Raw genomic sequence first — 21,125 nt, 5'->3', positions numbered from 1 at the left:
CCTCCGCTACGGCGTCGGCGCGGGACGCAAGGTGGCGTACGGCCGCTCGGGACAGACGGCATCGGGCGGCGCCAGCTTCAGATAGACGGTCCCGAACTGCGGGTTCTCGACCGTCCCGCCCGGCTCGGGATCCTGGAAGCAGACCTTCCACGGGTCCGCGACGCCGGGCAGCGCCACATCGGAGTACGCGCTCTCCGGCTCGACCTTCCTGAACCCGATCGGCCCCAGCGCCTCCGCGGCCCGCTCGAAGGTCATGGCGGTGACGACGGGCATCTTCGGCCAGGGGATCTTCTCCCCGTCGACGGCCGGACAGGGCGCCCCGACGCGCACCACCCCGAGGTCCAGAACGGGCCGACCACCCTCCCGCTGCCCCGCCGACGTCTGGAAGCACACCGTCCACTCGTCCGCGTCCCACTGCCTGGCGTCCTGCTCGGAGGCGTCGTGCGACACGACGGAGTACCCGGCGGCGGAGGCGACCTCCCCCGCCTCCTGGAGACTCTTCCCGACGAGGGAAGGAGGCCCGGAGGGCTCAGGGGAGGCGGAGGTGGAGGCAGATGCGGTGACCGTGACCTTCGACGGCCGGTCGTCGCCCCGCACCGGCTTCTTCTCCGGCGAACCACCACCGAAGAAAAGCAGCACGAACCACACGGCCGCGAGCACGGTGGCGAGGACCTTCCGGTTCCGCTCCCAGCGACTCGTCCACGCCAGCACGATCCCGAGGGGCGGCAGCACCACCAGCGCCCCGACGACAAGCCCCGGATGCTGCCACCACCGCCGAACAGCCACCTGCGGGGGCAACGGGGGCGGCGGCGGGGCATAGGGGTACGTGTCCACGCCGGGATCGTAGACACCACCGGCACCCCGTCACTTCCCTGTGGCCGTATCGAGACCCGTCCGCCCCCGCTCCCGGCAGGAGGACCTCCGCGAGGGGCGCAGGGAGCGTGGCATGCCCTCGCGACATGGTCGGACGAGGTACTTCGTACACGAGAGAAGTTGAAGATTATCTGTGTATGATGTCAACGGGTCTCACTCTGGAGAGCTTATGGCGTCGCGTGTACGCTGTGGCTATGACAGAGAATGCCGCTACATCGGTCGGCGCCTTGGTCACCGGAGCCGAGATCGCTCGGTTGGCCGGTGTCACCCGGGCGGCTGTCTCCAACTGGCGACGGCGCTATGACGACTTCCCCGCACCGGCCGGAGGTGCCGCGAACAGTCCGCTCTTCGCGCTTGCCGAGGTCCAGGCCTGGCTGGACAAGCAGCGCAAGGGCCAGGAGATCTCGCCCGAAGTCGAGCTGTGGCAAGCCCTGCGCGCCGTCTACGGGGAGCAGATGGTCGCAGGCCTGGCCGAGGTGGCCGCGGCCCTGGCCGGGGCGCCCTCGCCCGGCCTGCCGGACGAGGTGGTGGCCCACGTGCGCCGGATCGTTCGGAGCGAGGCACCTGTCGACCTTGTCGACGGACTGACGGAACGGTTTGTGGACTCGGCGCGGCGGGCGGGATCGGATCAGGTGACCCCCGAACGCCTCGTGCGCGCCGTATGCCACTTCGCACCCGAACTTCCCGCGAATGCCACGGTCTTCGACCCCGCGTGTGGCATCGGGGTGCTGCTTCTCTCTGTCGCTTCGGGTGAGGACACGCGCTGCTGTGGCCAGGAAGCGGATGCCGACAGCGCTCGTTTCGCGCAGCTCCGCGCCGATCTCCTGGAACGCGCACAAGTCGCCATCACAGCCGGCGATTCCCTGCGCGCGGACGCGTGGCCGGACCTCAGAGCGGATCTTGTCGTCTGTGATCCGCCGGCCGGCGTCACCGAATGGGGGAGGGAGGAGCTGCTGCTCGACTCCCGCTGGGAACTGGGTACACCGTCCAAGGCGGAAGGGGAGCTCGCGTGGCTCCAACACGCTTACGCGCACACCGCGCCGGGCGGCCATGTCCTCATGGTCATGCCGGCCTCGGTCGCCTACCGTAAGGCAGGGCGTCGCATCCGCGCGGAGCTCGTACGCCGCGGCATCCTGCGCCAGGTGGTGGCCCTCCCGCCGGGGGCGGCCACCTCGCACTCCCTGCCCGTGCACGTATGGTGCCTCCAACGGCCTGAAGGCTCCGCGAAGACGGAGACGAACCACACCGTGCGCATGGTCGATCTGACCGGCAACAGCCCGGACGGTGCCCTGGACCCGCGTTCCGATCAGGTCGCCGACGTACCGGTGATCGAACTCCTCGACGACACCGTCGATCTCACACCTGGCACCCACCTTCGCTCCCGGCACCGCGACTATCCCGGTGAGTACGCCACCCTGCGCAAGCAAGTGGAGAAACGAATCCGCCGCCTTGCCGCGCTCCTGCCCGAGCTGGTCGAGGGGGACGGACCTGGCTCTCTGGACGCCGTGACCACCAGCGTCGCGGACCTCGCCCGGGCGGGGCTGGTCAGCTATGCGGAGTCGGAGCCGGTGTCGGCCAGTGATCAGCTCGACACGGACTACCTGCAGGGATTTCTGCGGAGTTCCGCGAACATGCGCCGGGCCACGAGCACCAGCGGGAGCTACCGCCTCGACACGCGCGGCGCACGCATCCCCCGCATGGGCATCGAAGACCAGCGACGGTACGGCTGCACCTTCCGCGCCCTGTCCACCTTCGAGCAGGACATGCGTGAGATCGGTGAACTGAGCAGGCAGCTCACCGATCTCGCCCGGGACGGTCTGGCGACGGGCGCACTGGCACCCGAGGAATGAGAGGTGGTGCGGGGTGGCGCCCGCCCCACCCCGCACCGGGGCCGGTCAGACGGGGCGGGCTGCGAGGGGCAGGAACGGGCTCGGGGCGGAGCCCCATGTGACGGCCAGTGCTTCGCGGGCGCGTGTACAGGCGACGAAGAGCAGGCAGCGTTCGCGGAGCAGGTCGGCCTCGTGCTGCAGTGGATCCGATTCTCGTGCCGTGATCTCGCGCGCGAACGGGACGGCCCCCTCGCTGACCCCGAGGACGGAGACGGCCCGGAATTCGAGTCCCTTCATCGCGTGCATGGTCGCCAGCCGCACGCCCTCTGTCCCGTACGGGACCTGACCCTTGACCCGCACGGCCGGGATGCCGGCGGCCCTCAGCTTTTCCTCCGCTGTGTCCAGGGAGAGGTTGAAGCGCGCGCAGACGCCGATCTCGTGCGGCGCGAGCCCATCGGCGACCCATGACCGGACTCGGTCCACCAGGGCCTCGGTCTCCTCCGCCCGCGTCGCGTACCCCTGGAGCTGAGGGCGGCTCCCGTGCAGCAGCGAGCGGTACCCGGTCAGCGAGTCCGTCCCCTCGCCCTCCAGGGCGTCGACGGTCACGGGGGTGAGGAGCCCCGCCGACCAAGTGAGGATCTCCTCGGTGGAGCGGTAGTTGACCCGCAGCCGGAAGCTGCGGCCGGTGGTGGCGATGCCCAGGGAGCCGAGCGACACCCGGGAGTCGTAGATCCGCTGATGAGGGTCGCCGGTGACGAAGAGGTCGTCGGGACCGGAGCGGACGGCGGCGCGCAGCACCCGCCATTGGGCGGGGTGCAGGTCCTGAGCTTCGTCGACCACGACGTGTGCGTACGGCGCCGGCCCGTCCGTGAGGATCTCCGCGGCTCGGGCACAGATCCGCAGGTGGGTGGTTTCGCCCCGGTCGCGCAGAAGCTGTTGGAAGTGTTCCACGCCGTTCCACACCGCGCGGCGGCGCGTGGGCCCGAGGCCGGTTCCGCGGCCTCGGCGGCTCGCGCCGAGGTAGGCGTCGAGATCACGCAGGTCCTGGCCGAGGACGACGTGACGGTACTCCTGCGCCAGGAACTGCGCCGTGAACGGCAGACCGAGCTGCTTGACCGTCTTCTCCCACAGCTGCCGCTGCTCCCGGTCCGCTATCGGTCTGGGCGAGGCGTTCGAGTTGGACCGTACGACTCCGCCGGCGAACGCGTCGACCGTCGTCACGTCCACGCGTGCGAGCGCTTCCTCGTTTTCGTCGAGGAGCAGACCGAGCATGTCCCGCAGTCCTGTGGCGAGGGCGTTCGTGTAGGTGGTGAGCAGGATGCGGCCGTCCGCGGACCTGCCGAGAAGGTGCCGCACCCGGTGCAGGGCGGCCACCGTCTTGCCCGTTCCGGGGCCGCCGGTGACCTGGACGGGGCCCCCGTAGGAAGCGCGGTAGGCGACGCGTCGCTGGGAGGGGTGGAGGAAGACCCGCCAGGCCTCGAACGGCTTCTCCAGGATTTCCTCAAGCTCCTGCGGCCCGGTGACCAGACGGATGCGGGCGGTGGTGTTGGCGATCACCGTGGCCAGGTCCTCGACCGGCTCGGCCGGTGCGTCCGCGGGTCGGCGGACGGCCACCACATCCCGGTACACCTCCTCAGGGCTGAAGCCTTCGGCGAGGTACTGGAGAACCTCCAGCTGGTCCTCCGGCAGAAGCGTGGCGAAGGCGTCGAGTTGTTGCTTGTCCACCAGCGAGCGGGCGGCGCGCAGCACCTGGTCGTCGATGCCCAGCTCGCGGAGGGTTCCGTCGGACACCTTGGCGAACAGCAGCTGCGGAGCCTGGCGTGCAGCCGTCTCGTAGAGCGGTGTCAACTCGTCCAGTGCCACGGCGTTGCGGACCTCCAGGGCCCGCGTCGCGGAGTTCGCGCTGTACAGACGCTTTGCCGCCCAGGTGTATGCGTCGTCGTGCGGAAGTACCTTGACCAGGAGGAACACGTCGCTGCCGTCATCGGGAGCGAGCACGACGCCCCGCCAGAAGTCGGTGATGCGAATGGTCCGCATCCGTGCGTCGCGGGCCTTCTCCACGGACTCCAGGTGCAGTCCCTTGTCCGCGTTGAGTCCGGCGACGCTCAGGGCCTGGAACTTCTCCATGGCCTTGCGCACTCCGGCGCGAACCGGTTTCTCCAAGGTCTCGTAACCGTCCCAGAAGCTCTGGGCGAAAGCGAGCCGGGGCATGAGTCCTCCCAATATCTGCCGGGGCGTGGTTCATGATCAAGGATTCGGCAGGGCTCCGGCCAACCGCCGGGCGAGCCCTTCAAGGGCCGAAAGAAGCCCTTCGGGCGAGCGCGAGAGGTCGAGGCTGTGCTGGAAGAGCCGGATTCCCGCTCCGTGCACCTCGTGGACGCGCATGGGCTCCCGACCGGCCGCGTACACCAGGTGCGCCGCGTCCAGGCCGAGGACGGTGGCGTAGGCGAGCGCCTGGTAGAGATCGGCGTTGAGGAGACCATCGGCCTTCTCGACCTTGTACTTGGCGTCGACGACGGCGACCGGTGTACGGCCGTCGCCGCTGCGCACGACGAGATCGGGGCGCATTCCCACGCGCCCGGCGGTGTCGAGGTGGTGGGGGTCCTGCAGGCGCGCGGTCAGATCGTGCTCCCGCAGGGCTTCGCGCAGTCCGACGGTGACGAAGTCCTCGAACAGCTTGTTCATGTCGAGCAGGAAACCGTCCACGGCGAGTGGGGCCGTCCCGGTCGGCCGGTGCTCCGGGGAGGTGCCGCGCAGGACGGCCTCGGCCAGCCGGAGCGCCGGCTGGTAGCGGGAGTTGAGGCGGGACGATTGCCAGCGGGGCAGCGCGTGGCCCCTCACCAGGGGCAGGGCGTCGGCGAGGCGGGCGCGCTGACGGGCCAGGCGCCGCCGGACGGGCGCGGCGACCCCGGGCAGGCGGAGCAGCCGTTCGACGGCGGCGCGCAGGATGCGGTTCTCGGCGGTGTCGGCCGTGTAGGCGTCGTACCCGATCTCGACGGGCGGTGTCCGACCGAAATGCCTGCGGACCTGATCGGCTTCGCGTATCCGACCGCGCACGAACAGCGCGGACTCCTCCACGGTGCGGTATCCCTGGAGGACACCCTGCCTCAGAGCCGCGTCGATCTGTCGCTCCACGGCGTGCGCGAGCGCGGGGACGACGTCGTCGTACCCCCCGGTGTCAACGGTGCCTTCCCGGCTGTCCCGCCACGCCCTGGCCGGATCGAGGCTGAAGCCGAGCAGGAAGAACAGCCGACTCACGGGCGTCTTGGGCATGATCCGCAGGACAGGACCGCCCGGGATCCGTACCGTACCGACGCTGCTTCCCGCACGCAGGAGCCAGTGGCCGGCGCGGCCGGGGTCGGGGGTGGCGCTCCGCAGGATGCCGGCGGCGGCGAGGGCCCGGCCGGTTTCGGTGCCGAGGGCCACGGAGACGGCGGGACCGTGCTCGCGCAGCGACACCTCTTCCGTGCTTGACGGTGACGTCTCCTCCTCGTTCACGGAAGGTGCTTCCGCAGCGCGTCGAGGCCGTAGCGGGCGGCGACGTCGATCCCCTCGCCGTAGTGATGCTCTTCGAGCAACGGCAGGATCTTCGTACGCCACGTCCGGTCGAGCCCGCCGTCGCGGTACACGCCCGGCTTCATCAGGTACGACGGGCCGACGGCGAAGTCTGGGTCGTCGATGAGCGCGTTGAGAGCGTGGAGGAGACGGGCGGGTTCCGCTTCCTTGCCCTCGCGTTCCAGCCAGCGCTCGAGGAGGCCGGCGGTGGGCTCGGTACGGGGGGACAGCTCTACGAAGGCGAAGCGTCGGCGCATGGCCGCGTCCACCAGCGCGATGGACCGGTCGGCGGTGTTCATGGTGCCGATGACGAAGAGATTGGGCGGCAGGCCGAAGTCGTCCCCCGAGTAAGTGAGACGGACGGATCGCTTGCGGTACTCGAGCAGGAAGTAGAGCTCGCCGAAGACCTTCGCGAGGTTGGCGCGGTTCATCTCGTCGATGATCAGGAAGTGGGGGATGTGACGGTTGCCCTCGCGGGAGGCGAGGTCGGCGAGTTCCCGGAGCGGCCCGGCCGTCAGGCGGAAGGCCACCTCCCGCGTCTCGGGGTCCTCCACGGGCCGGAATCCCTCGAAGAAGTCCTCGTAGGCGTACGACGGGTGGAACTGGACGATCTTGACCTGTTCGGGACCGCCCCCGAAGTACTCCGCCAGCTGCATGGCCAGATAGGTCTTGCCGGTCCCCGGCGGGCCGTAGAACACCAACTGCCTTTCATCGGTGAGGAGTTCACGCACCTCATCCAGCCAGGCCCGGTCACGGACGAGGAGCTTGGCCGCCAGGGCGTCCGTGACCTCCGGCAGGATCACCTCCCGCTGAGCCTGCCCTTCGGCGGCGGGTGGCTGGATGGAGATGCCGCCCTCCTCCGGGCTGACGGACCCGGTCAGTCCGTCCAGTGCTTCCAGCACACCGGTCAGGTCGACGACGTCGTGCTGCACGGACAGCTTCTGCTGCACCTCCTCGACGAGTTCCTCGTACGGATGGCTTCCGGGCATCCAGGACACGGTGCGTCGCAGATTCGACAGCCCGCCCTGGGACGCGGTCTGGACGGCTTCCCCCGTGATCCGTCCGGCGTGCAGCCGTCCGTCGCTTATGGTCGCGACCGTGTCACCCACCCTCATCTGGGTGAGGAAGGCGTGGAGTTCGTCGACGAGGCCGCGCTTCTGGTTGTACGAGGCCGCTCCCTCGTAACCGTCCTCGACGAAGCGACGCAGCACGCTCTTGGTCGGATCGCTCTCCTCCAGCACCGGCAGATGGGCTCCGGCGAGCGAGACGATTCCCTCCTTCAGCCACAGCTGTCGCACCAGGTTGTGCCCGGAGACGTTGGAGCCGCGTACCAGCCAGGCTTTCCGTGGTGCCCGCCAGCCGATGGAGAGGTAGTCGGCGAGCGGATGGCCCTCGGAGGTCCGCCAGGACTCGGGGCCGGAGGCGTCGTAGCCGTAGACCAACGCGGCCGCTGCGGACGAGGAGTTGCAGACGATGTCCCGGGTCGCCACCCAGTGCGGGTGTGCGCCCGGTACGTCGGCGAGCGCGCCGTCCGCTCGGAGCTCCGCACGTGAACGGCGGGCGTGGTCGCCCAACCCGGGCCATTCCTCGGCGGCGACCGGCGAGCCCTCGCGCAGAACGAACTTGTGCGTGCCGTTGCCGCCGAACTCGGTGAGGAGGTGGCCGTGCGCCACTCCGCCGCCCTTGGGCAGCCTGATGTGGAACTCGGGCGTGCCGGGGAGGTGTTCGGGCTGAGGCATGGGCGACCTTCCGGGGCGGGCCTGCGCGATCACGCACACCCTACCTGTTGACAATGTCAATGGACTCCTACTTGCGAGTACACAAATTTAAGGACTACGTTGACGATGTAAACAAACTGGGTCTAGGCTGATTATGTCGCCGGCACTTTCGTAAGGCACCGGCACATGGTCTCTGGGGTGGGGGCGCGATGTCTGGGGAATCAGAGATGTCCGAGGTCGAGCGCCGCGCGATCGAGGCGGAACTGCCTGCCGTGATCGAGCGGCTGCGGCGCTGCGCCTCTCGTGGCGGGATCGTCAGTCAGCAGGCCTTCGCGAGGGAGGCCGAGGGGCTCGGGCTCACCACGGATGAGCAGCGGCGAAGGCTTCGTACGGGACTCATGGCCTTCGATCTCCATGTGAAGCGCCAGGCACGGGCGACGGGCGCGCCGGATCGCCCTCCCGGGCCGCCCCCCGCTGCCACCACCCCAGGACCGCTCGCCTCCGAGGCGGCCTGGCGGCTGGCGCAGGCACGGAAGATGCTGGGGCGCTACGCCGACGCCGACGGCCGTGTCAGCAAGCTCGCTCACGACGGCGTGGTACGGCTCCAGGGGCTCGGCCCAGCCGAAGCGCGGGAGCTGAGCGTCGAATTCCCGATCAACAGGCCCCGGCCGGCCGGCGCGGTGGTCTGGCCGGAGCCGACCGCCAAGGCCAGGAAGGAGCGCGTCGGCCCCGAGATGTCCGCTGGGGACTCCTCGATGTCGGAAGCGGTTCGCGCGGCCAGGGCGGTGCTGGAGGAGGACCGGTGGCGGCGCGACCCCAAGGCGCGCCTGCTGAAGGCGGAGGAGGAGGTGGGCCTCGCCGTCCTGCTGCGCGATGGTGTCGGGGACCTCGGCCGGGACATCCCGGAGGAGGAGATCGCTGCCCTGCCGTACAACAGCGACCGGTGGCGCGCTCACGAGTGCCTCGTCCTGCACAACTTACGACTGGCGGGCCGGATCGCGCAGGGCTACCAGGGGCACGGGCTGGACATCGAGGACCTGGTCCAGTGGGGAACCATCGGGCTCTTGCGCGCGGTCCGTAAGTTCGATGCCACCAAGGGCTACAAGCTGTCGACGTATGCGACGTGGTGGATCAAGCAGTCCATCGGCAGGGCCATAGCCAACGAAGGCACCCTGATCAGGGTGCCCGTGCACATGCGCGAGAAGGTGAGCAAGGTCGCCAATGCCGAACGCCGGCTGGCGAGCGAGGGGCGGCCCAGAGGCGTTGCCGACGTGGCCTACGCGACCGGCCTCACGTTCGCCGAGGTGGAGGAGGTCCGCAGGATCAGCCGGCCCACCGATTCCCTGGACCGGATCATCGGTGACGACACGGCCCTCGGAGACCTGCTCATCGGACCGAGTCGACTGCCCGGCCCCGTCGCCGTGGTGATGCGCAAGGAGCTGCAAGCGAACCTCCGGCATGTCCTCGGGCACCTCTCCGAGCGCGAACGGCACGTCCTCATCCGGCGTACCGGACTCGACGGTGACGATCCGGAAACGCTGGAGGAGATCGGAGTCGTCTTCAAGGTCACGCGCGAGCGCATCCGCCAGATCGAATCCAAGGCCAAAGCGAAGTTCCGGGGCGAGCTGATCCGTCACCGGATGATCCGGTCCCACGTCTGACCACCCGCCACTGCTCCCGCTCACTCGAAGGAACCGCCCATGGACCCGCGCCAAGAGCTGGTCGACTACCTCACCCGCCAGCTCGTCGGCCCCGCCGGTGGAGAGGACGAGGTGCTCGACGCGCCGCCCGACCGGCAGTACCTCATGGGGACGCTCTATCCGCAGCAGGCGGACCTCCAGAGGCAGCTCGCCCACGCCGCCGACGACCCCGAGGCGCCGGGGGCCGAGCAGGACGCCCCGGACACCAACCCCGCCACCGATCCCGTGCCCGAGACCAACAGCTGGTTGCCCGCGTCCCTCGGGCTCAGCTTCTACACCGCCGCCGCGCAGATCGAGGTGACCTGTGCGGCCGCCCGCTACGAGACGCAGAGGAACGAGCCCGGACGTGGCCGCCGTTGGCGCCGGATCCCCCTTCCGTCCGAGACGCACGTCATCGGCCCCGACCGGGAGACCGTGACCGTCCTCGACGGCCGTGCGGAGCTCCGTCTGCGCCGACGTCCGTACGGTGGCGGGACGCTCGTCACCGTCGCCCTGGTGAACAAGGCGCGCCACGAGGGCTCCGACGGCAAGACGCCCAGCTGGGACGACATGCTGTTCCAGTGCCGCCTCGCGGCCCGGCCCGTCGACGGCCCTGTGCTGCCCTACCCCAGCGTCCGGCTGGCCAGCCGAGATCCCGAGGAGCGTGAACTCCGCCTGCAGTACCGGCACGTCGTCACCCACGCCGTCGGCCACGGCTGCGCCGTCCGGGAGGAGACCGTCGACCGCAAGGGCGTCGACCGTCTCGTCTGCGAGACCCTGCCGCACGCCGAAGTGCCCGCCGTCCGGGCCGGCGGACCGCTCGACGCCCCCGTCCTCACGATCTCCCACCTCGCGGATCCCACCGTGAGCGCGGACCAACTGCGTGAGGAACTAGCCGAATTCGCCGCGGCCTACCACGCCTGGTACGTGGGCCAGAGGTCCGTCGAGGTGCCGGCCTGGGGCCAGGAGGCCGCGGAACGGGTCCTCGGCCGGGTGCGTCAGGCCGTCACCCGGATCGAAGCGGGGGTGCGTACCCTCTGCGACCCGGCCAGGCCCGAACTCCTCGACGCCTTCCGCATCGCCCAGCGCGCCATGTTGCTCCAGATGCGGCACTCCGCCCCCGACCAGGCGGGCCAGCGGCGCCCCCGGTCCGAGTCCGTCGCCGTCGACCCGCCTGTCGACCCAACGGCGTCCTGGCGGCCGTTCCAGCTCGCCTTCTTCCTCCTCGCGCTCGACGGCGTCGCCGACCCCGGTCACCGTGACCGCGAGACCACGGACCTGATCTGGTTCCCGACCGGTGGCGGCAAGACGGAGGCGTACCTGCTCCTCGCCGCGTTCACCGTCGCGCTGCGCCGGATCCGCGGCGAGGGCGGCGGAACCACCGTGCTCAGCCGCTACACCCTCAGCCTGCTGACCACCCAGCAGTTCCAGCGGGCAGCGACCACGGTCTGCGCCCTGGAGCACCTCCGCCGGCGCGAACCGGGACTCGGGCTCGGCGACGAACCGATCACCGTCGGCCTGTGGGTGGGCGAGACCACCACCCCCAACAGCTTCCAGGCGGCCAAGGACGCCTTCGACCAGCAGCGCGAGGCCAGCCACCCCGAGGACGTGTTCATCCTCGACCGCTGCCCCTGGTGCGGTACACGCATCCTGCCGCCGGCCCGTTCCACCGTCCGTTCCGACTACGGGATCAAGGCCGAGACGGACGCGTTCGCCTTCCACTGCACCCGGGACGAGTGCGCCTTCCACGACGTCCTGCCCGTCGCCGTGGTCGACCAGCACCTGTACGAGCGGCCGCCCACCTTCGTCCTCGGCACGGTCGACAAGTTCGCCCGGCTCGCCTGGGAGCCTCTGTCCGGCCGACTCTTCGGAGCGGGCACGGGGAACCCGCCCCCGTCGCTGATCATCCAGGACGAGCTGCACCTCCTCACCGGGCCGCTCGGCACCACCGTCGGCCTGTACGAGGCGGCCGTACTCGAACTGTGCACCGGCCCCGACGGCCGCCCGCCCAAGATCGTCGCCGCGACGGCCACCATCCGGCGCTCGGCCGAGCAGGTGCGCGCCCTGCACCACCAGGACGTCCAGCTGTTCCCGCCGCCCGGACTCGACGCCGACGACAGCTTCTTCGCCGTTCCCGACACCGGCCGTCCCGGCCGGCTCTACCTCGGCGTGATGGCGCAGGGTCACACCGCGGGCCGTGGTGCCGTCACGACCACGGCCGCCATGCTGCAGGGCGTCCACCAACTTCCCGAGGAGCACCGCGACGACTACTGGACGCTCGTCGCGTACCACCACAGCCTGCGCGAACTCGGCCGGACCGTCACCGCGGCGGGCGACGACATCCCCGCCCAACTCCGGGGACTCGACGAGGGCACGGGCACCCGCTCGCTCGGCGGCGGTGACGTGCAGCAGCTGGACAGCACGGTGGCGCGCGCCGACCAGCCGATCCTCCTCGACCGCCTGGAGAAGCCCTGGACGGACCCCCGGGCCGTCTCCTTCCTGCCCTGCACCAACATGCTCTCCGTCGGCGTCGACGTGAAGCGGCTCGCCTACATGCTCATGCAGGGCCAGCCCAAGACCACCGCCGAGTACATCCAGGCCACCAGCCGTGTCGGCCGCCACCAGGTGCCCGGCCTCGTCGTCACCTACTTCAACGCCACCCGTCCGCGCGACCGGTCCCATTACGAGACCTTCATCGACTACCACCGGGCGCTGTACCGGTACGTCGAGCCCGCCAGCGTCACCCCCTGGTCCGTCCCGGCCCGACGCCGGGCCCTGCACGCCGCACTCGTCGTCCTGGTCCGCCACCGGCTCGGCCTGGCGGCAGAGAACCGGGCCGGACGGATCACCGGCCACCGGGCGGAGGCGGACCGGATCGCCGACGCGCTCGCCCTGCGGGCGGCGATCGCCGAGAACGGAGCCACCGGCCGCGACGGCGACACCGTCCGTGCCGAGGTCCGCGCCGAACTCGGCTACCTCCTGGACGACTGGTACGAGCAAGCCGCCAGAGCCGAGGCGGAGGGCAAGGACCTCTACTACCGCGGCCAGGGCAAGGGCCACTACAACCTGCTCAAGGCCTTCGAGCAGCGCTACGGCCTGTGGGAGACCCTCAACTCCATGCGCAGCGTCGACCGGGAGTGCCAGATCACCGTGACAGGAGCGGGAAAGTGAAGCGTAAACTCCGGGTCCGCCAGGCGCAGACCGTGCTGCCGTTCGGCGTCGGGGCCGTACTCGACGTCCAGGGCGAGTCCTTCGTGGCCGCCGGAATCGCCAACTGGCCGCAGAACAAGACTCCCGTGGCTTCCGAGCGGCTCGCCAAACGCCTCGGCGTCACCGGATTCTTCGCGGCCCCCCACACCCTCAACGACCGGTACGACGACCACGACCGCCCCGGCGTTCCCTACGTCCGCTTCCCCGGCTGGCTGTTCTGCGGTGCCTGCCGGACCATGGTCCGCTTCCTGCGCGAACACGAGAAGCCCGGCGAGCCGCCCGTCTGCGCGTCGTGCGCCGCCGCGCCGCGCCTCACCCCGATGCGCTTCGTCCGTATCTGTCCGGACGGGCACCTCGACGACATCGACTGGTGGTACTGGGCCCATTCCAAGCTCACGCCCGAACAGCGGACCACCTGCTCCGAGGAGAAGCGGGCATGGCAGGCCCGCCGCCTCAGCTTCCGCGTCGCCGACCGGGCCTCCGGCCTCGAAGCGCTCTCGGTGCGCTGCGGAGCGATCGGAGCGGCCGGCGGGACCTGTGGCGCGGAGCGCGACCTCCTCGACGTCCTCGGCCCGCAGGCCGGACGTTGCTCCGGCCGCAACCCCTGGCAGCGCTGGGAGGAACGTGCCACGTGCGGCCAGCAGGTCCACAACGTGCAGCGCACCGCCGGCAACGTCTATTACCCGGTCGTCTACTCGGCGCTCGACATCCCGCAGACCGCCGAGGCCCCGCGCGCGGAGCGGGACGCGGCGGAGTCCGTCCTGGGCCATCAGTACTGGACGAACCTGCTCGACGCCCTCGGCACGCCCCGGGCCGACCTCTTCCGCGGCCTCATCAAGGAAGACACCCAGGCCCCCGACAGCCTCATCGACCAGCTCGTCGGGGAGGCCACCGGGGCGTCCGCGCCATCGACCGCCGCCCGCCCGAACGCCGGAAAGATCGACCTGAGCCGCGACGAGTGGTACGCCTTCGACGCCGAACACCTTCCGGAAGCCACCCAGGAGTTCGCGGTCCGCCGGAGCGGCCTCGGCCTCGACGGGGAGACCGAGGAACCGTGGGCCTCCCTCGACGCCCACATCGGCGGAGTGGTCCTCGTCGACCGGCTCCGCGAGGTACGGGCACTCAAGGGATTCCGTCGTCAAACGGTGAGCGGCACCCTCGTCCCCGCCGACACCAGTGCCCGGCTGCGCTGGCTGCCGGCGACCGAGGTGTACGGCGAGGGAATCGTCCTCACCCTCGACGAGCAGCGCCTGACCGCCTGGGAGAACGACCCGCGCGTCCAGGCCCACGTCAACGGGGTCCGCGCGGACCTCGACGCGTCGTTCCGCGACGAACAGCTCGCCGAGACCGTCGGAGCGGAGCTCTCCCCCCGCTTCCTCCTCCTGCACACCCTCGCGCACCTGCTCATCCGCCAGCTCTCCTTCGACTCCGGCTACACCACCGCGAGCCTGCGCGAGCGCGTCTACGGCCGCCCCGAACACGACCAGCGCGGGCTGCTGGTCTACACGGCCGCGGGCGATGCCGAAGGCACCCTGGGCGGGCTGGTCCGGCAGGGCGAGAAGCCGCACTTCTCGGAGACGCTCATCCGGATGCTGGAGGCGGCGGCCTGGTGCTCCGCCGACCCGCTGTGCGCCGAGCACACGGGCCAGGGCTTCGGAAACCTCAACCGGGCCGCCTGCCACGCCTGCACCCTGCTGCCCGAGACGAGCTGCCAGACCGGCAACACCCTCCTCGACCGTGCCCTGGTCGTCGGCTCGGCCCGTGTCCCCGGCTACTTCGCCGACGTCCTCACCGCGAGCCGTGAGTACGCGGCCGCCACGGCCCTGGGACGACGCCCATGACCGCCGCGAACGCCCCCGTCCTCCACCCCGATCTCTCCCAGGCCCAGCGTGACTGCCTGGACGCCCTGCCGCTGACGGGCCACCACCTGGTGAGCGGACCGCCCGGGAGCGGCAAGAGTCTGCTCGCCGCACACCGCACGGTCCACCTCGCCCTCACCGGCCGTCCGACACTCCTGCTGTCCTACTCCAACCTTCTGCGCCGGCTCCTCGAAGGGACGCTCCAGGGCCTCGCCGTCCCCGGTGTCCCCGCGGTCGCGGCCACCGTCCACAGCTGGATCCACCGCCACTTCGGACGGGACGCCCGGAGCACCGCGGACGGCTGGTTCGACTGGCCGGCCCTCATCAACCGGGCGGCCGCCTCGTACGGGAACGACGATCCGGCCACACCGCACCTCGTCGTCGACGAGGGACAGGACCTGCCGCCCGGCTTCTACCAGCTGGCCCGCCTCCTCGGCACCACGGTCACGGTCTTCGCCGACGAGTGCCAGCGCCTCACCGAGACGAACTCCACCCTCACCGAGATCACCACCGCCCTCGGACGGCCCACGCGGCACCTCGAGATCGTCGGCAACCACCGCAACACCCGGGAGATCGCCGCCCTGGCCGAGCACTTCCGCACGGGAGGCCCCCACCCCGAGGTCCCCGGGCGTGGTGGACGGCTCCCGCTCGTCCGTCACTACACCGGTGACGGGGCCCTCGTCGAGCACATCGTCACCCTGGCCGCCCAGCGGCCGTACCACCGGATCGGCGTCATCGTCGGCTCCTCGCGCACCGCGGCCGACCTCATGCCACGCCTGGAGCGGGCCGGTCTCGCCCAGGAGCCGCAGCTGTACAGCTCGGCGGCGGCTTCCGGCCGCTACCGGGACCTGGACCTCACCCGCCCCGGTGTCGTCCTCGTCCACCGGGCCAGCGTCAAGGGCCAGGACTTCGACACCGTCGTCATCGCCGACGCCGAGACCGACGCGGCCTGTGACCCCACGGCGGCGGACCTCCGCATGACCTACTACGTCATGATCACCCGCGCGCGGGAGGAACTCGTCCTGGGCTGGCGGGGCAGCCGGCAGCCCCGCCATCTGGAGGGGCTGCACGGGCTGGTCAGGACGGCCTGAGGCGCTGTCGGCGCCCCCTCTCACCGCCGGGAGGGCAGGACGATCTCGGAGTTCGCGAGAGCGCCGCGTGTCGCGGACTGGTCGCGGCCCTGCTTGCCGAGTCGCCCGAGGCGGACGATCTGGGTGTCCAGGGCGTTCCGGTCGTCGCGGGCCACGGCGCCCTGCAGGGCATCCCGGGCGGCGATGACCTCGGTGTGCAGAGTCGCCGGGTAGGCGCCCTGTTCAGCGAGGCGAATGGTGTAGAGCGCGTTGCGGATCGCCGGGTCGATGCCTGCCGAGAGGTCCTCCACCCGTTCTGTGGCGGCCTGCATCGCGGCGGTGTCCATGCCCTCGCGTGCGTCCTTGACGGCCTCGGCCGCGTTCCGCAGGTCCGTCAGGAGCGCCGTCGGCAGCAGCCCGCGTCCGCCCTGGGCGAAGATCCCCGCCGAGGCCTGGGCGACCCGGGCTGCTGTGCACAGGGCCAGGGTGTCGCGGGCGGATTCGAAGAATCCGTCGAGGGAGCGGCTCACGGGCTCCCCGCGGCCGAGTGCCGCGAGGTCGTCTGCGATCTCGGTGAGGGCGTCGTGTTCGGCGTGGGTGAGCTCCCGCGACCATTCCTTCAGGAACGTGGCGTACTCGCCCCGGAGGGCGGCGGCCCTCCGGCCGACGGCGGGGGAGACCGGGTTGCGCCGGAGCCGGGCCCCGTGCTCGTCGCCGGAGCCGATGCGGTACCGCAGGGCGATGGTCCGGTCGCCGTCGAGCCTCACCTGGAGGGTGAGCGGCAGATCGCCCCCGAGCCCCTCGGACTGTTCGTGGAGGTAGCCGCCGCAGAACTCGTTGCGCCGCGCCGAGCGCAGGTGAGGTCCCTCCCAGACGTTGAACTGCACGGACGTGCCGTCGTCGCCGCGGATCGCGAGGTGCTCCACCCGGTGCCATTCGGTCGGGTAAGGGGTGCCGCCGGGGAAGACGACCTCCACGCTGCCGTCCGCCAGCTCGACGCCGATGTGCTGGGCCGTGACCTGCTGGGGACGGGTGGTGCCGAAGTCGCCGCCGCAGTACGAGCAGGCGCTGAGTCCGGCGGCGTTGATCATGGAGCAGCCGGGGCACTTCAGGCCGCCGGTGTCCAGGGCCGCGTCGCAGTCGCCGCACACGGTCGCGCCGGCGGGGTTGTCGTCCCGGCCGCATGCCGGGCACTCGGCGAGGACGACGGTCGGAGCGGCCGCGCGCAGCCCGGACAGGTCCGTGGTGCACACGGGGCAGGCGGCGGTGAGTTCGGGGGCGGGGACGTGGCAGCCGGGGCAGTCGACCGTGGCCGTGCCGAGCAGGGGGGTGGCGCAGGCCGGACAGGCGCCGGAGTCGACGGGGATCCTTTCGACTGTGCAGCTCTCGGACGGGCAGTCGAGCGTGTCGAGGAGACCGGCATCGACAGCGGCGCCGTGGGCGACGGCCGTCATGGGGTCCACCGCGTCGGACACCGTGTCCTCGCCGAAGAGGTCCTGGAGGCCGCGCCGGACGGCCGGGACCAGGGTGGAGCCGCCGACCAGCAGGACCCGCTGGATGTCCTCCGGCGTCGCGCTGTATTCCGTCAACACCCTGTCGACCGTCTCCCGCATCCTGCGCAGGTGGTCGGCGAGGAGCTCCTCGAAGTCCGCGCGCCGCACCGCTCCGGACCAGGAGCCGCCCTGTCGTCCGAGCGGGGCCAGAACCACCTCCGAGGAGTCCTGCGCGGACAGCTCGATCTTCGCCCGCTCGGCGGCGGCCCGGATGCGGGAGGCGTCGCCGTCCCCGTCGTGGTCGCGCTCGCCGAGCCGCTCCCGCAGGTGCCCGTCGAGCAGCGCGTCGAAGTCGGCACCGCCGAGGAGGTTGTCCCCGCCCAGCGCGGCCACCGAGAAGTGGCCGGGGCCGAGGGTCAGGAGCGACACGTCGAAGGTGCCGCCGCCCAGGTCGAAGACGAGTACGGTGGCGTAGTCCTTGAGACCGTCCTCGCCCGGTCGGACCCCGAAGGCGTGCGCCGCGGCGGTGGGTTCCTGCACGATCCGTGCCACGTGGAATCCGGCGAGCCGCCCGGCTTCGCGCACCGCCGCGAACTGCGGCTCGGCGAAGTACGCGGGCACGGTGATCACCGCGCGCCGGAACGGCACTCCCGCCGCCTCCTCGGCGTCCTTCCTGAGCCGGCGGAGCAGGACGGCGGAGACCTGCACGGGGGAGAGCCAGTGCGCGCCGAGCCGGATCTCCACCGAGCCCTCGGCGCTCTCCCGGACGGGCGGGGCGTCGTCGGGCCGGGTCTTCAGCACCCGCTGGACGAGCTCGTCGTCCCAGCGGCGTCCGATCAGTCGCTTGACCTCGGTGATCACGGAACCGGGGGCGCCGGAGCGCCAGTTGAGGGCCTCCTGCCCGACGAGCAGGCCGCCGTGGAGGTCGACTCCGACGGCCGAGGGGGTCGCCTCGCCGCCGTCCCGGTTGCGCAGGACGACGGGGACGCCGTCGCGCATCCAGGCCGTGACGGAGTTGGTGGTGCCGAGGTCGATGCCGAGAGTCCGGTGCATGAAGGGGTGCTTCCTGATCGTCGTGGTACGGCGGGGGCGGGGCGGGTCAGGCGCGGCGGGACCGGTGTCCCCGCGCGGCCGATCGCTTGCGGAGAAGCCGCCGCTGGGAGCGGGTGGTGCGCCGCGGCTGAGCTCGTGCGGGTTCGGACACGGGGTCGGGTTCCCGTACGGCATCGGGTGCGGGCTCCGGCGCGGGACCCGGCACCGCGACGACCACCTGCGCGGGCCGCAGGGTGGTGGAGCCCAGCCGGAAACCGGTGGCCTTCTCCCGCAGTACGGTGCCACCCGGCAGGCTCGGGTGCGGCTCCGTGCCGACGACGCGCATCTCCGCGGGATCGACGGCCTTGCCCACGACGTCCATCGGGCTGACGTCGTGCCGCTCGAACTCGACGCGCAGCATCAGGTGGGCCGCATCGATCTGCGCGCTCAGCGCGAGGGCCGCCGAGGCCGTCTCGCGGGCGGACCGCGCCTCGTGGAGGGCACCGGCCCGGCGGCGGGTGTCGGCGAGCACGTCGTCCAGCGACAGCAGCGAGCCCAGCAGGACGTGCAGCCGGGCCTCGGCCTCCTCGCGTTTCCCGGACAGGGCGGCGACCCTGCGCCGCAGCTTGTCGAGCTCGGACGGCGGACCGCCGGCGTCGGCGGGGAGGGGGCCAGGACCGGTCACGGGCGTTCCTCGGTGTCGGGGCGGGGCAGGGGCGGGGTGAGCATCTCGGCGACGAGGGCGGCGACGGGCGTGTGGGAGTTCTGGTCGGCCCGGTGGACGAGCGTGTGCCTGACCGGGTCCTTCCGGGCGCGGGCGGCGCTCAGTTCCCGGGCCGCCAGCGGTCGTAGCTTCACCGGCCGGGTGCCGAGCGGGGCGTCGGGCAGGAGTTCGTGGAGGGTGGGACCGAACCAGGGGAGCGGGGGCGGTTCGGCGCCGGAGGGCCGCGGGGAGGGGGTGGCGGTGCTCAAAAGAGGGTGTCCTGTCCGGGGTCGTTGCGGCGGGATGCGCGGCGGGCGGGGCCGAAGAGCGGGGTCTGGGGCGACAGTCCGTCGCCGATCCGTTCCGCGTGTTCGAGGTCGCGCAGCGCCCCGCCGAGGTCGCCCGCCCGTTTGCGTACGGCGGCACGGAGCACATAGGCGTTCTCCACGACCTTGTCGAAGCGCGCGCTGACCCCGGTCCGGATCAGGTCCCGGAGGAACAGTTCGATGACGTCGGAGGGGGAGGCGGTGGCCTCCAGGTGCTCGGCGAGGTGGAGGAGAGCCTCGTCGAGATCCTCTCGGACCCTGCCCTGGAGACGACTCGGGATCGCCGCAGCCGTGTGCAGGAGTTCGACGCGGCGTTCGAGACCGGCGCGGTCGCCGGAGTCGGTGTGCCGGGCCGCGACGACCAGGAGGCCCACGAGCATGTTGTCGTTCTTCTGGCCCGGCGGCCGTGTCGGGTCCTTGTACCGGAGCATCTCGCGGACGGCGCTCCGCGCCTCGTCCGTACGCCCGCTGACGGCGAGAGCCACGGCTTGCTCTTCGCTGTGGCGGCCCAGCCACTGCCGGGCCGGTAGACAGTCCGGGGCCCGTGTGAGAAGGTCCCGCACCTCGTCGGCAAGGGGCTCTTCGCCCACGTGCGCGCCGTCGAGCGTCCGGCGCAGGTCTGCTTCGAGGAGACCGTCGAGCCCTGCCTGGGCGGCCGGGTTCCCGGGCGTCACGACCAGGGCGCGGGTGAAGCGGTCCCGGCTCTCCCGGGGGTCGGTGCGGGCGACCTGCCTGCCCCGCCGTACCAGTTCGGCGGTCAGCTCGGCGGCCAGGGCGGAGTCCTGGGGCAGGAGTACGCGGGCCTGCTCGAGCCCGTCGATCCGTACGAGGGGGTCGTTGTCGCGGCCGGTCCAGCTTCGCCCGACGTTCTTCCACGCGCGGGCTACCGCTTCCTTCTCGTCGGCCTTGAGGGAGTGCCCGAGCCGTACCGCCGCACCGAAGTCGGCGAGCGCCTCGCTCCACTTGCCGCCTTGCGCCCGGTCCCGCCCCCGGCCCGCGAGGGCCCGGGCCAGCGGGACGGCACACGCACGGTGCTCGGGCGCGTCCTCGACCCAGGTGCCGGGGTCGGGGCGGCGGGCGGTGTAGGCGGCGAGGAAGGCGTCTCGGTGTCCGTACTCGACGAGGTGCCAGGCGGCTTCGTCGAGAGTGATCAGGGCATACGACCCGGGTTCCGCGGGCAGGTCGTCGAGGTAGACGATTCGGCCCTCGCACTGGGCCTCCCACGCCGTGTGCCAGGCCGAGAGGACGTCCCGCCCGGCCCGGGCGTCCAGGGCGCGCAGCAGGTCGGCGACGCGACCGCGCAGCTGACCGAGGGCCTGCTCCCAGAACTCGTCGGGCACGGGCGCGCCCCGTCGCTCGGTGAGCAGCGCGCGGAAGTCGCCGAAGTCGTACTCGTCCAGGAGGTACGCCCACAGCACGATCGCGACCGCCGCGGTGCCGGTGTCGGTGTGCCGGCCTTCCCGAGCCAGCTCGCGGAGGGCGCTGACCGCGAGGGAGTGGAGGACCCCGGTCTCCGCCAGGTCCAGGTCTCCGGAGTCGGGGCAGCGGCGGACCGCCTCCGGCCAGTTCTCGGCCCGCGCGGCCAGCGCGCCGAGGAGAGCGTCGTACCGCACGGCGGCCGAATCGGTGCCGGGCGCGCCGAACTCGCTCCGGAGCCGCTGCAGAAGCGGCCGTACGATGTCGAACTCGGCGCGCAGGAAGGCCTGCTCCGCAGCGTCCAGCAGGGAATCCGCTGTGACGTCCCGGCCGACCCCCCCGGCCTCGCCCACCTGCACGCG

The 21,125-nt window shown here is 71.6% G+C and carries 13 protein-coding genes; 5 read left to right on the top strand and 8 right to left on the bottom strand.

The window, feature by feature from the left end; genetic code table 11:
* Window positions 1–6: 6 nt before the first annotated feature.
* Entirely contained in the window at window positions 7–834 is an 828-nt protein-coding gene (locus tag K7G60_RS02770; protein ID WP_225799151.1) for a hypothetical protein, read from the bottom strand.
* Between the two features lie 233 nt (window positions 835–1,067).
* Here K7G60_RS02770 and K7G60_RS02765 point away from each other — a divergent pair, with 233 nt between their 5' ends.
* Complete coding sequence (locus tag K7G60_RS02765) at window positions 1,068–2,723, top strand: N-6 DNA methylase (RefSeq protein ID WP_225799150.1); 1,656 nt, start codon at window positions 1,068–1,070, stop codon at window positions 2,721–2,723.
* Window positions 2,724–2,768: 45 nt separating this feature from the next.
* Here K7G60_RS02765 and K7G60_RS02760 read toward each other — a convergent pair whose 3' ends face one another.
* The 3 genes from K7G60_RS02760 to K7G60_RS02750 are packed head-to-tail and all read right to left on the bottom strand — an operon-like array spanning window position 2,769 to window position 7,996.
* Window positions 2,769–4,913 (bottom strand): UvrD-helicase domain-containing protein, encoded by a 2,145-nt coding sequence (locus tag K7G60_RS02760; RefSeq protein WP_225799149.1) that lies wholly within the window; start codon window positions 4,911–4,913, stop codon window positions 2,769–2,771.
* 36 nt (window positions 4,914–4,949) lie between these two features.
* Window positions 4,950–6,200 (bottom strand): McrC family protein, encoded by a 1,251-nt coding sequence (locus K7G60_RS02755; RefSeq protein ID WP_225799148.1) that lies wholly within the window; start codon window positions 6,198–6,200, stop codon window positions 4,950–4,952.
* Complete coding sequence (locus tag K7G60_RS02750) at window positions 6,197–7,996, bottom strand: DUF4357 domain-containing protein (protein ID WP_225799147.1); 1,800 nt, start codon at window positions 7,994–7,996, stop codon at window positions 6,197–6,199. Before K7G60_RS02750 ends, K7G60_RS02755 begins: the two co-directional genes overlap by 4 nt.
* 206 nt (window positions 7,997–8,202) lie before the next feature.
* Between K7G60_RS02750 and K7G60_RS02745 the strand changes: the two genes are divergently transcribed.
* From K7G60_RS02745 to K7G60_RS02730, 4 genes are read left to right on the top strand one after another with little or no spacing between them, the layout of a single operon-like run.
* The gene (locus K7G60_RS02745) at window positions 8,203–9,636 is read left to right on the top strand and encodes an RNA polymerase sigma factor RpoD/SigA (RefSeq protein ID WP_225799146.1); all 1,434 of its coding nucleotides are present in this window, start codon (window positions 8,203–8,205) and stop codon (window positions 9,634–9,636) included.
* Window positions 9,637–9,675: 39 nt separating this feature from the next.
* Entirely contained in the window at window positions 9,676–12,825 is a 3,150-nt protein-coding gene (locus K7G60_RS02740) for a helicase-related protein (protein ID WP_225799145.1), read from the top strand.
* Window positions 12,822–14,705, top strand: coding sequence for a DUF1998 domain-containing protein (gene drmB, locus K7G60_RS02735; protein ID WP_225799144.1), 1,884 nt, complete (start codon window positions 12,822–12,824; stop codon window positions 14,703–14,705). Before K7G60_RS02740 ends, drmB begins: the two co-directional genes overlap by 4 nt.
* Window positions 14,702–15,814, top strand: coding sequence for an AAA family ATPase (locus tag K7G60_RS02730; protein ID WP_225799143.1), 1,113 nt, complete (start codon window positions 14,702–14,704; stop codon window positions 15,812–15,814). The genes drmB and K7G60_RS02730 overlap by 4 nt, the downstream gene beginning before the upstream one ends.
* Before the next feature lie 20 nt (window positions 15,815–15,834).
* Here K7G60_RS02730 and K7G60_RS38755 read toward each other — a convergent pair whose 3' ends face one another.
* From K7G60_RS38755 to K7G60_RS02705, 4 genes are read right to left on the bottom strand one after another with little or no spacing between them, the layout of a single operon-like run.
* Window positions 15,835–18,339 carry an Hsp70 family protein gene (locus tag K7G60_RS38755; protein WP_263985412.1) on the bottom strand — a complete coding sequence of 835 codons (2,505 nt, stop codon included), beginning with the start codon at window positions 18,337–18,339 and terminating at the stop codon, window positions 15,835–15,837.
* A gap of 46 nt (window positions 18,340–18,385) precedes the next feature.
* Complete coding sequence (locus tag K7G60_RS02715; protein WP_225799142.1) at window positions 18,386–19,003, bottom strand: nucleotide exchange factor GrpE; 618 nt, start codon at window positions 19,001–19,003, stop codon at window positions 18,386–18,388.
* A complete protein-coding gene (locus K7G60_RS02710) occupies window positions 19,000–19,290 on the bottom strand; it encodes a hypothetical protein (RefSeq protein ID WP_225799141.1) in 291 nt (96 codons plus the stop codon). Before K7G60_RS02710 ends, K7G60_RS02715 begins: the two co-directional genes overlap by 4 nt.
* Window positions 19,287–21,122: a hypothetical protein gene (locus K7G60_RS02705; RefSeq protein ID WP_225799140.1), complete on the bottom strand. Its 1,836-nt coding sequence runs from the start codon at window positions 21,120–21,122 to the stop codon at window positions 19,287–19,289. Before K7G60_RS02705 ends, K7G60_RS02710 begins: the two co-directional genes overlap by 4 nt.
* Window positions 21,123–21,125: the final 3 nt, after the last annotated feature.

Origin of the sequence: Streptomyces sp. NK15101, from assembly GCF_020400725.1 — a bacterium.
GTDB lineage: Bacteria > Actinomycetota > Actinomycetes > Streptomycetales > Streptomycetaceae > Streptomyces.
This window is presented reverse-complemented; position numbering and strand designations above follow the sequence as displayed.